11 protein-coding genes and 2 pseudogenes are annotated in these 10,834 nt (G+C 67.7%); 3 read left to right on the forward strand and 10 right to left on the reverse strand.

Annotated elements, in window-relative coordinates:
• On the reverse strand, positions 1 to 357 hold a 357-nt coding region (locus tag AB0D31_RS33905), incomplete at its 3' end, for an IS3 family transposase (RefSeq protein ID WP_362730530.1).
• Positions 358 to 412: 55 nt separating this feature from the next.
• A complete protein-coding gene (locus AB0D31_RS33910; RefSeq protein WP_362730533.1) occupies positions 413 to 712 on the reverse strand; it encodes a transposase in 300 nt (99 codons plus the stop codon).
• A 188-nt stretch (positions 713 to 900) separates the two neighbouring features.
• On the opposite strand from AB0D31_RS33910, the pseudogene AB0D31_RS33915 reads away from it, so the two are divergent.
• A pseudogene (locus AB0D31_RS33915) lies at positions 901 to 1,059 on the forward strand (IS5/IS1182 family transposase); the annotation flags it as partial.
• A 50-nt stretch (positions 1,060 to 1,109) separates the two neighbouring features.
• Here AB0D31_RS33915 and AB0D31_RS33920 read toward each other — a convergent pair.
• The 4 genes from AB0D31_RS33920 to AB0D31_RS33935 all read right to left on the reverse strand — a co-directional run bounded on the left by AB0D31_RS33920 (position 1,110) and on the right by AB0D31_RS33935 (position 4,193).
• The gene (locus tag AB0D31_RS33920; protein WP_362730536.1) at positions 1,110 to 1,703 is read right to left on the reverse strand and encodes a hypothetical protein; all 594 of its coding nucleotides are present in this window, start codon (positions 1,701 to 1,703) and stop codon (positions 1,110 to 1,112) included.
• Complete coding sequence (locus AB0D31_RS33925; RefSeq protein ID WP_362730539.1) at positions 1,700 to 2,965, reverse strand: hypothetical protein; 1,266 nt, start codon at positions 2,963 to 2,965, stop codon at positions 1,700 to 1,702. The genes AB0D31_RS33920 and AB0D31_RS33925 overlap by 4 nt, the downstream gene beginning before the upstream one ends.
• A 1-nt stretch (position 2,966) precedes the next feature.
• A complete protein-coding gene (locus AB0D31_RS33930) occupies positions 2,967 to 3,713 on the reverse strand; it encodes an ATP-binding cassette domain-containing protein (protein ID WP_362730542.1) in 747 nt (248 codons plus the stop codon).
• A 105-nt stretch (positions 3,714 to 3,818) separates the two neighbouring features.
• Positions 3,819 to 4,193, reverse strand: a complete 375-nt coding sequence (locus AB0D31_RS33935) for a hypothetical protein (protein WP_362730545.1) — start codon at positions 4,191 to 4,193, stop codon at positions 3,819 to 3,821.
• 116 nt (positions 4,194 to 4,309) lie between these two features.
• Here AB0D31_RS33935 and AB0D31_RS33940 point away from each other — a divergent pair.
• Positions 4,310 to 5,442 (forward strand): annotated as a pseudogene (locus tag AB0D31_RS33940) (IS630 family transposase).
• A 7-nt stretch (positions 5,443 to 5,449) separates the two neighbouring features.
• Here the strand turns inward: AB0D31_RS33940 and AB0D31_RS33945 are convergent.
• From AB0D31_RS33945 to AB0D31_RS33960, 4 genes are all read right to left on the reverse strand, one after another.
• The gene (locus AB0D31_RS33945) at positions 5,450 to 5,962 is read right to left on the reverse strand and encodes a DinB family protein (RefSeq protein ID WP_362730548.1); all 513 of its coding nucleotides are present in this window, start codon (positions 5,960 to 5,962) and stop codon (positions 5,450 to 5,452) included.
• Between the two features lie 111 nt (positions 5,963 to 6,073).
• A complete protein-coding gene (locus AB0D31_RS33950; protein ID WP_362730551.1) occupies positions 6,074 to 7,549 on the reverse strand; it encodes a UbiD family decarboxylase in 1,476 nt (491 codons plus the stop codon).
• A gap of 16 nt (positions 7,550 to 7,565) precedes the next feature.
• Positions 7,566 to 8,168: a non-oxidative hydroxyarylic acid decarboxylases subunit B gene (locus AB0D31_RS33955; protein ID WP_362730554.1), complete on the reverse strand. Its 603-nt coding sequence runs from the start codon at positions 8,166 to 8,168 to the stop codon at positions 7,566 to 7,568.
• Positions 8,169 to 8,245: 77 nt separating this feature from the next.
• Entirely contained in the window at positions 8,246 to 9,466 is a 1,221-nt protein-coding gene (locus AB0D31_RS33960) for an alpha/beta fold hydrolase (RefSeq protein WP_362730557.1), read from the reverse strand.
• A gap of 107 nt (positions 9,467 to 9,573) precedes the next feature.
• Here AB0D31_RS33960 and AB0D31_RS33965 point away from each other — a divergent pair, with 107 nt between their 5' ends.
• A complete protein-coding gene (locus AB0D31_RS33965; RefSeq protein WP_362730560.1) occupies positions 9,574 to 10,182 on the forward strand; it encodes a TetR/AcrR family transcriptional regulator C-terminal ligand-binding domain-containing protein in 609 nt (202 codons plus the stop codon).
• The last annotated feature ends 652 nt before the right edge of the window (positions 10,183 to 10,834 follow it).

The raw sequence follows: 10,834 nt of genomic DNA on the forward strand, positions 1-10,834 counted from the left end.
GGTGATGTCGCCGACCAGCTTGGTGCCGGGGTACTCGGCGTGGAAGTCGCGGCCGACCAGGTCCGGGGCCGGCTTCGCCTTCACGTCCGGCCGGGTCAGCGAGCGCCGCTTGCGGCGGGTGACGCCGCGGATGTCGCGCTCACGCATGACGCGGGCGATGCGCTGGCGGTTCACTCGCCGCCCCAGACGCCGCAGCTCGGCGTGGATGCGCGGGACGCCGTAGGTCTTGCGGGAAGCGATGTGCAGCACGGCGATCTCGTGCGCGAGCGCGTCGTCGGCCCCCTGCGGGCCTGGCGGGCGGCCTCGCCCTCGCGCCAGGCGTAGGAGGAGGAGCGGGTCACGTGCAGCACCGGGCACAGCATCTTGACCGGATAGTTCGCCTTCTCCGCGTGGATCAACCGGTACAACGCGGTCACCGGTCGCTCTCCTTCATGAAGAAGGCCGTCGCTTTTTTCAGGATCTCGATCGTCTGCTGCTGCTCGCGGTTCTCCTTGCGCAGCCGGCGCAGTTCGTCGCGCTCGGCGCTGGTCAGCTCGCCCGGGGCGCCCTCGCTCCGGTCGGCTTTGGCCCGGCGGTACCAGCCGCGCAAGGACTCCGAGCTGATGCCGAGTTCCCGGGCGACGGCGGTGACCGTCTTGCCAGAAGAGTCGACGAGCGCGATCGCGTCCCGCTTGAACTCCTCGGTGTACCGCTTCGTGTACTTGTTTCCCACCTGGTGCTACTTCCTCTGGAACCTCAGGTCCCAGTCTCCAGGTGTCCACCATCAAGGGGAAGCTTCACACATTGCGCCGCTGGTTCTCGCGCCATCGCCCGACTCCCACTTGTCGCGGATCCGGCCGGTGCTGGTACTCGTGCAGAGCTTGGCACTGTTGCTGATGAAACACGCCGCCGCCGCCATTCGTCATGGTCACCCCGGCCGACCTGACCGACCGCAGCACGGCCAAGGAAGTCCTGTTCCGGCCGCGGCTGATGCACCCCGTGATTACCATTGTCTGGGCCGACTCCGCCTGCGCGGGCAGGCTGGTGACCTGGGCAAAGCACCGCCTCAACCTCACCATCTAGCCGGTCAAACAGGGTTCGGTGCTCAGCTCAGGTTCATGATCGCGTTGTCAGCGCTCGTATCTGGCTGGCATCAAGCGAGTCAGCGTCACGACAGCCCCTGCGGCCATCAGTGCAAGGGCCGCGCTGGTTGCGGGGGCGGACTGAGCCGGCTGGAGCGCCCAGGCCCAGGGCCTGGCCCGCCCGTCGGGTGCCCAGCCTGTTGTGGCCAGAAGGATGGGGAGGGCAGCCGTGGTGAAAGAGGCGACGCGGGGGCCGGCCAGAGCGCACAGGAGCATGGCGAATCCGATATAGCCAATGGTGTTCCGGCCGGTGACAAGGGCGATGTCCTGGCAGGTCAGCATGTAGGCGATGGCCGCGGCCAGAGCCGCTATGAGCGCGGCCATCAAGCCGAGCAGTGTGTTCCAGCCCGCCATGGGGCGGGCGGCTACCCGCTCCATCCTGATGTCCGTGCGGCTTGCCGCGTACATCAGTACGGCGGCGGGAAGAACCGTGATCAGGTGTCCGACCAGGAAGTTGCCTGTGCTGCCGGTCAGTGAGGGGATGGGGAGTTCCGTGTTTCCGGCGAGGCCGGCGAAGGCGGTGGTGATGATGACCGTGGTGAGGAAGGCGGCCGGTGCGCGGGTCTTGAGCCACCAGTTCACCTGGCGCCCCCTACGGGGATGAGCTGGGGCTTGGTCGTGCAGGTCTTCATGGCTGCGGTGTTGACGGCGTACCAGCGCAGTTGTTCTGTCTTGGGCATCAAGGCGATCTGGTGGGCCAGCTTGGTGGCGTCGGGGCCTGCCTTGACGGTGAGGGTGTTCTCGGATGCTCCTGCTGTGAGCATGAGCCAGGCAGCTACGGGTCCGACGGCTTCGCCGGCCGGGTAGGGGCCTTGGGATGCGCAGGCGGGCGGCTGCGGAAGTAGCCCCCCGACGACACCGGGTGGAACGTCTTGTGCACCGGCGTTGGGCCCTATGCCGAGTTTGGCTTCCTGCGCGGTAGGCCTGGCCACCATGGTGAATGTCGTGGGCGTGATGATGCCGAAGGCCTGTAGTTTGGACACGGCCTTCTGTGTTTCGCTGCGGATCGTGGAGGCGTTGGTGACCTCGGGCCACAGGCACACGGTTGTCGCGGTGCCGCGCTCGCAGTCGAGCGCTGCCTGGGGACGCGGGCTGGCGGCGTCCGCTTGCAGGCCGTGCGCGGTTGCGACGGCACCGCCTGTTCCGGCGATGAGGATCGCCAGCGCGACTCCGAAGACGGGGCGCAGGTGACGCCAGTTGATGATCACCAGACAGGCCGCGGAGAGGCCTCCGGCGAAGAGCAGGGCGGACCACACGGCGTGGGAGTCGGGGACTTGATCGAGGGCACAGCAACCCCGCAGGCCGCCGCCCACCAGGTGCCTGAGCCACAGAACGCTCCACGACACGGGGAAGGCGTTGACGATGAACGCGCCCACCAGACAGGCGGGGACGGAGATGAGGGCCGGCAGGCGGTGTCCGATGCAGAAGCCCACCAGCGTGTTGGCGAGCAGCAGCACCAGCTCGGCGGCCAGGATTCCCAGGTCGGGAAGTCCGGCCCCTACTCCGGCTGATCCGGCCGCCAAGAGCAGGGATGCCAGGGACGCGATGACACCTGCGGCCAGGACGGGCACCAGGACGGAGGCCGAAATGGACAGTGGTGAGCGGACGCTGACCTGGCTGAACACGTGGCCCCGGGTCAGCCGTGCGCCCTCCCAGGCCCCCATGGCTGCGCACGCGGTGCTTATGAAGGGGAGTGCGTAAGTTGAGCTGCCCGTCGCCGACGGCCAGTAACCGGCAGTCGTCCACGAGGTCATGTCGGTGCCGATCGCGGCCAGAACGAAGACGACGACGATCGGCAGAACGATCAGGGCCGAGGATGAGCGCAGCATGGTGCGTATCCGCATGTCACACCTCCCCGTGCACGAGCTGGGCGTACGCCGCCTCGGCACGCTCCCGCGGATCGGTCACGGCCGGTCCGGCCAGCGAGTAGAACTCGGCGATGGTTCCCTGGAACCGGACCGCTCCGCGGTCCAGGACCACGACATGCGAGTAGGACTCGGCCAGGTCTTCGGTCTGGTGATTCGAGACAACCACCCGCACGTCGCTGGACAGTTTTTCGAGCAGGGTCCGGAAAACCCGGCGCTGTGTCGGGTCGAGCCCCGCGGTCGGCTCGTCCAGCAGGATCAGCTCACTGCGGTGAGTCAGGGCCCCGGCCAGGCCCATACGCCTCTTCTGGCCGCCGGACAGCTGGTGACTGCGCCGGTCGGCGAGGTCACTGAGGCTGACGCGGGCCAGTGCATCGGCAGAAGCCTGCCAGGCCGAGGACTTGGACATGCCCTTCAACCAGCCTGCGTACGCGACCTGTTCACGGACCGTCAGTCCAGGAATGGCCGCAATGTCCTGCGGGAGCCAGGCCACGGCCTTCACGTAGGCGGTTCGGTCACGGCGTCCCGCCGCAGTCCGGCCGCGCCACGAGATACGGCCGCTAGCGGGGCGCAGGTGAGTGGCCGCCAGTGACATCAGCGTCGACTTGCCGGCACCGTTGGGCCCCAGCAGGACGGTAGCGGGGGTGTCGATGGTCAGGTCGAGCGCCGTGAAGACCGAAGACTTCCGGTTGTAGCGGAAGTCGATCCCGCTGAACTGCAGTGTCATGGGGAGACTCAATCTGCTGCGTGGCTCCGGCGCAGCTCGTTCTGTGAAGAAGTGCTCGACGTTGCGGGGCCCAACCGTCGTGTGGCTGGGCCCCGTCAAGCGCTGTTACCAGGCCATACGGACAGTGCTGACCGTGAGCCTCGAACCGCCGGTGAAGCCGCTCAGAGTGAAGTAGTAGCTTCCCGCCGACTCATCGCCCCAGTAGGAGGTGCCACAGTAGTTGGTGCGCGAGCCGTGGCTCTCGTCCGGGGCCAGGCTAATGTCCTTGTACAGGGTCAGCGACGCCGAGCTGAAGGACGAGTCCGTCTGGCAGCCGGAGAAACCGACGGACGTGCTGGTGTTGTCGCTGTTGTTGTCGGCCCAGCGGCTCGACTCGTTGCCCCGAGCCCAGCCGCCTATGTAACTGGTGCGCGAACCCTCGGCGTGCGCCGGCACTACGCCGAGGCTCAGGAGCGCGGCGCCCCCCGCAGCAACTTCCACCGCTTGACGAATCTTCCTCATGGTCTAGTGCCGCATCAGGCAACGTTTGCCCTGTTGTGATGTGACGCGCCGTCCGGGTGCTGTGCCGGGCGGCGTGTGGCGGTCACCCTGGCCGGGTGGCAGAGCGAGTGCGCGTACGCGAGATCGATGACGATGAGGGCCGGCGGCTGCTGCGGATCATCCGCCGGGGCACCGGCTCGGTAGTGACCTGGCGGCGGGCCCAGATGGTGCTGCTGTCCGCGCAGGGCATGCCGGTAGCGAGGATCGCCGAGGTGTCGTTCACCAGCGATGACCGGGTCCGGGACGTGATCCACAACTTCAATGCCGACGGTTTCGAGTCGCTGTATCCGAAGTACTCCGGCGGCCGGCCCCGGACGTTTACGCTGCCTGAGCGCCGCGAGATCAAGAAGATCGCGAAGTCCAAGCCGACGGAGCACGACCTGCCGTTCTCCACCTGGAGTCTGACGAAGCTGGCGGACTTTCTGGTCGCCGAGGGGGTGGTCGACGACATCAGCCACGAGGGCCTGCGCATCCTGCTCCGCGAGGAAGGCGTCTCCTTTCAACGCCTGAAGACCTGGAAGACCTCCCGCGACCCGGACTACGCGGCCAAGAAGGCCCGCGTCGAGCACCTCTACGCGATCGCCGACGGCGAGGTCATACCCGAGGACGGTGAGCCCGAAGTCATCTTCTGTCTGGACGAGTTCGGGCCGCTCAACCTGATGCCCCACCCGGGCCGGCAATGGGCCGAGCGCGGCGGCAAGCACAAGAATCCCGACCGTGAACCGCGCCGACGGCGGCGGGCGACCTACAACCGCTACGGCGGAGTGCGGCACCTGTTCGCCGCCCTGGACCCGGCCAAGGACAAGCTCTACGGCCACATCAAGCCGATCAAGCGGCGCACCCAGTTCCTGGAGTTCTGCCGCTACCTGCGCAGCCTCTACCCGGCGACGGTGCGGATCGCGATCGTCGCCGACAACTTCTCCCCGCACCTGACCACGAAGAAGTGCCAACGCGTCGGCACCTGGGCGGCGGCGAACAACGTCGAGATCGCCTACACCCCGACGAACTCCTCCTGGCTCAACCGCATCGAGGCCCAGTTCACCGCCCTGCGCTACTTACCCTCGATGGCACCGACCACGCCACCCACAAGGAGCAGGGCAGCATGATCCGCCGCTACATCATCTGGCGAAACCACCACGCCGACGACCAGCGCCTACGCGCCGTCGTCGACAGGGCGAACGCTGCCTGATCCAACGCTATACACCGGTGGCGCCGTCGATGCGTTCCCGGAGTAAATCGGCATGGCCGTTGTGGCGGGCGTACTCCTCGATCATGTGGACGTAGATCCAGCGGAGGCTGACGTCCTGCTCCATGAAGCGCCCCGTATCGGCCAGAGCACGGCCAGCGCAGTGCTCACGGGCACGGGCGATCTCCTCGCGCCAGGTGGCGAGGGCGCCGCCCAGCGTGGCGCCCTCGGCCAGGTCGAAACCGCCGTCGGGGCCGCCCGGGTCGGCCTGCGGGTCGTGGATGGGCGGGGCCTGTTCTCCGGCAAATACCCGGCGGAACCAGTTCCGCTCCACCTCTGCCATGTGTTGGACGAGGCCGGTCAGGGTGAAAGGGGACGGCGGCACGGAGGCGGCGGCGGCCTGCTCGTTGTCCAGGCCCTCGCACTTGATGGCGAGCGTGGTGCGGTGGAAATCGAGCCAGCTCTCAAGCGTGGTGCGCTCGTCGGCGTTCAGGGGCGGCAGAGGGCGTTCGACAATGCTCATCGGTCGATTATCGGCGGCGGCCGAAACCGTCGACAGGCAGGGCCTCACAGAGGGCAAACGTTGCCTGATGCGGCACTAGTCGGCTCGCAGGGCCGTGCCACACCGGCTTCCTCAGTCCTCGTCCCAGTGGTCGAGGACGAGCTGACGAATGTGGGCCGGGTAGGCCTCGGCGAACGAGCTGTGCGGCATGCGCCCTTGGCCGGGGGCGGGCTGGAGTCCGTCGTGGAGGACGACCGGCCCGGTCATGGCGACCCTCTCACTGTCGTGGTAGCAGTTCATCAGGGGGTGAATCAGGCCGTTCCACGCCTCGGCGCGGTCGGTGGGGTGGATACGGGTGGCCAGGGCCCACATCAGGTCGGTGTCGTCGGCGGGGTCGATGTCGTCGTCGAGAACGAAGACCTGGGCGTGGAGCCTTCCGGTCCGGGTCACTGCGTCCATGATTGTGCCGATGCGGTGGACGAACTCCTGGGAGTCGGTGTCCGGGACCAGTTCCCGCCAGTTCGCCGGGACGGTGAGCACCAGCCAGTGGGAGGCCGCGCGTAGGGGTGACCAGGCCCTGGTGATCGGCAGGCCGGCGGCGCGCAGGTCATGCAGGACGTCGGCGGCGATACCGACTCCGGTGACGGTGTGGAACTCGTCCACAGGGCGGCCTTCTGCGACGATCGGCCAGATCGGGGCATCGCGGTGGGTGATGCACTCCACGGTGTAGACGGGCTGGTGGGAGGCCTCGTCGGGGACGTATCCGGCGAACTCCCCGAACGGTCCCTCGATGGCGGAGCGTTCCACGGACAGATGGCCCTCGATGACGATCTCCGCGCTGGCGGGAACTTCGAGGTCCGACAGCTCGCACATCACGACCTCGACGGGCTCGCCGTGCAGGGCGCCGATGAAGCCCGCTTCGTCGACACCGTCGGGGAGCGGGATGCCACCGACGAAGGGGATCGCCGGATCGCCGCCCTGGACGAGTGCGTAGGGCATGGGCTTGCCGATCTTCGCCCATTCCTGCCAGATGAGGCCGATGTGCTGGGGCGGTATGACCAGGCCGGTCATGTGCTTGCCGTCGATCATCATGATGCGGGCTATCGACCAGTTGGTCCACGAGCCGTCCGGGGTGCGCGCGACGATGATCCCCCAGGTGTTGAGGTACCGGCCGCCGTCCTGCTCATGGACGCGGGGTATCGGGAAGCGATCCAGCGTCGCGTCCTCGCCGAGGAGGATGTTCTGCTTGCAGGGGGCCTCGTCGCGGGACACGAGCTCGGGCGGCACCGGAGGCATGTCCCGGGTCGCCGCCAGCGTGTCCACGAGCTGCGCGGCAGTCAGATCCGTAGGCAGCCCCAGGGAGAGCGCGACACGGGCGAGCGGTTTGCCGGGCGCGGAGCTCAGCGAGGCGGGTGCGCCCATCAGGCGGAAGCCCGGCTCTGCTCCGCTGATGTTCTCGAAGATCGGCGCGGGAGCGGTGCGCTCGTAGGAGAGCCGGGTGATCGCCGCGGCTTCCAGGTCCCAGCTCACCTCGCGCCGCACACGCTTGACGTCGCCGAGGGCTTCGAGTGCGGCGATGTGCTCCCGAAGGTCCTTGTGGTGGTTCATGGGTGCGGTTCCTTCGCTAGTTCAGCTGGAGGGCCGGCGGGTGCGTGGTGGCAGCGGCACGCATGCCTTCCCAGCGCCGGGCCCGTGTCGAGTCGATACCGAACTGGTCGCAAATCCTTGCCACGATGTGGTCGACGATGTCGTCCACGGTGGCGGGACGGTTGTAGAAGGCGGGCATGGGCGGCACGATGGCGGCGCCCATGCGGGCCAGGCTGAGCATGTTGTCCAGGTGGATCTCGCTCAGAGGGGTCTCGCGGGGGACGAGAACCAGCTTCCGGCGCTCCTTGAGCGTGACGTCCGCGGCGCGGGCCACCAGACCGTCGGCGTATCCCGTGCGTATCCCGGCGAGCGTCTTCATGCTGCACGGGACGATGACCATCCCGTCGGCGGGGAACGAGCCGGAAGCGATGGATGCCCCTTGATCGTCGGGGGAATGGACGACGTCGGCCAGAGCCGCGACGTCGCGGGTACTCATCCCGGTCTCCAGTTCGACGGTGGCCCGCGCCCAGCGCGTCAGCACCAGATGCGTCTCCACATCGGGATGCCGACACAGTTCCTGAAGGAGCCGGATTCCCAGTACGGAGCCGGTCGCTCCCGTTATCCCGACGATCAGACGCACTTTTGTCTCCCCATGCTTTCCGCAGTGAACGGATGGTCCGCGGGCAGGGCCCGTCACGGTGCCGGGTCATCTGCTCTTCAGGCGGTCGCCTTGAGGGTGGTGTCGAGCCAGTCGTAGATGCGGGCCTGGGACAGGCGCATGGCACCGGGGTGACAGTGGGCGCCGGCCCCCTCCTCGGCGGTGAACACCATGAGAGTCTTGGGGCAGATGAGGTGGTCGTAGAGCTGTTCGGGCTGGCCCTTGAAGAACATGTCCTCTTCGGCGTCACAGACGAGGGTGGGGCACCGGATCTGTTCGGCGATGCCGCCGGCGAGGGTGTAGTCGAGGTAGGAGGCGTTGAAGGCCCGGGGGGTGTCGACACCCATGACGTACATGCCGTGGTTGATCGCCCAGCGAGCGATCGGGTCCTTGGTCATGAGCTGCGCCATGGCGGCGTCGAGTTCGGGAGCGGACTGCGCGCGCAGGAGCTGCTCGGCCTCCTCGCGGGTGCCGGGGATGTTGCGCACGGAGGTCTGTCCGAGGTCGTAGAGGCCGTCGACGGCGACCAGCGCGGCCAAGCGGTGCTCGAACGCGGCGGCCCTGGGCGCGAGGACCCCGCCCATGCTGATACCGAGGAGCGCGATACGGCTGTTGTCGACTTCCGGGAGGGTCTCGGCGAAGTCCACGACAGGGGTGATGACGTTCTCCCAGTCGGGGCGGAAGACCAGACCCTCGTGGTGGCGCGGCCCGGGCATGCCGGGGCCGTCGAAGACCAGCACGGTGTAGCCGCGCTCGACACCGGCCATCGCCCCGAAGAAGTGCAACTCTTCGGCGGTGCCGTCGAAGCCGTTGTGCATGATCAGCGTCGGCCGCGGTGTCCCGGAGTCGTCGACCCGGTACAGGTAACCCGGCAGGGTGGTGTCCTCGTACGGGATCGCGACCGGCTCGATGATCGGGGTGAACAGCGCCGCCGCCGCCCGGTAGCAGGCCACGCTGCGGTCGTAGGCGTGGTCGTGGCGGGGGTCGCAGGGGTGGCCGTGCAGAAAGAACTCCGCCGAGCGGTAGTAGTTCGACGCCCGCAGGAACCCGTCCCGGGCGCTGACCTTGTGGCCGGCCGCCAGCGCCTTCTCGGCCTCGGCGGACACCCGGTCCGCGGTGGCCGACCACTCGGTGTACCAGCTGTGGTAGTCGCCCTCGGTGATCCGCTCACCGGTTGAGACGACCTCGCCGAAGTCCGCGCCGCCGTAGGCGATGTGGCTCATCGACCGCAGGGTCTCGTACCAGAACTGGATGTTGTTCGGAAACAGCAGTTGCTTCATTGCACACACTCTCCTCGACTAAGCACTGATCTGTGCTTGCGGTGAGAACTGTAGGCCCACCGGGGCCTGTAAAGCAAACATCTGTGCTTAACGCTTACGATGGGGAGGTGACTCCGAAACCACCCGCCGAACGCATCCGCAAGAGCCCCGAGCAGGTCCGCGCGGCCGTCCACCAGGCGGTCATCGACCTGCTCTGCGACCCAGAGGGCGAGGACCTCAACATCCCCGCGATCGCCCAACGCGCCGGCGTCAACCACAGCAGCGTCTACCGGCGCTGGGGCAGCCTCGACGCACTCCTGGCCGACATGGTCACCGCCCGCCTGGAGCGCGACTCACCGCTGAACGACACCGGCACCCTGCGCGGCGACCTTCTCGCCTGGGCCGAAGCCAGCGTTTCGAGCATCCGCACACCCGAAGGGCGCGCCCTCGTGCGCGCCGTCATCCTGTCCATGCCGAACAGCGCCCAGGCTCAGGCCGAGCGTGCGCAGCACTTCCAGCGCCGGATGCACTCCATCGAGCAGATCCGCCGGCGGGCCACGGCCCGAGGCGAGAACCCACCACCCCTGGAGCAGATCCTCGACCAGCTCATCGCGCCCTTCTACATCCGGGCGATCTTCGGCATCGACCCACCCGCCACCGGCTACTCCGAACTCCTCGTCGACAGACTGCTCAGCAACGGAAGTGGTCCCTGCTCGGGTGCGTCAACCTACCGGTAGTTCGTTAGATTCGGCGGCAGAGATCGAGGGGTCTGCCGGTGGTGACCGCGTCGATCAGGGCTTGTAGTTCGGCGGGTGGACCCTTGTCGGTCCATGCCTGCCACCAGCGACGCAGGGTGGTGGCGGGGGTGAGCCAGGCCGGGACGGCGCGTAAGCCCCTGGGCCAGCAGGGCGGTTGGGGCCGGTGGGGCATGGGACTGCCCCCTCTCTGCCTGATCGTCGGGGCAGGGGTCGGGGGCGGTGGTGTTCACGGGGTCGGGCGGGGCGAACCACTGGTCCCAGCAGAAGGAGAAAGCGCAGTTCACCAGGGTTTGGTGGCGTTTGATGGCGCCGGTGGAACGGACCTGGAAGTCGGCGGCGCCGAGTTCGTCCTTGATCTGTTTGTAGCTCTGCTCGACCCAGGGCCGGAGCAGTTGCCCACTCCTGAGCCCGACTGTGATGTACGCCCGGCCGAGGCCCCTCCCAAAAGGAGGCGCTCGACTTCGGCTGATCCCGACGACATCAGGGCCGGACAGGATCCTCCTGCCCGGCCCTGATGTTCGTCCGTACGCGGCTACTAACGCTCGGAGGGGGGCTTGTTGGTGTATCGCGGGCTTGCTGGCCTGGTGTGTTGTGGGTTGATTGAGAGTGGCTGGGTGCGCGGTTGCAGCGG

The organism is Streptomyces sp. NPDC048361 (assembly GCF_040651795.1).
Classification (GTDB): domain Bacteria; phylum Actinomycetota; class Actinomycetes; order Streptomycetales; family Streptomycetaceae; genus Streptomyces.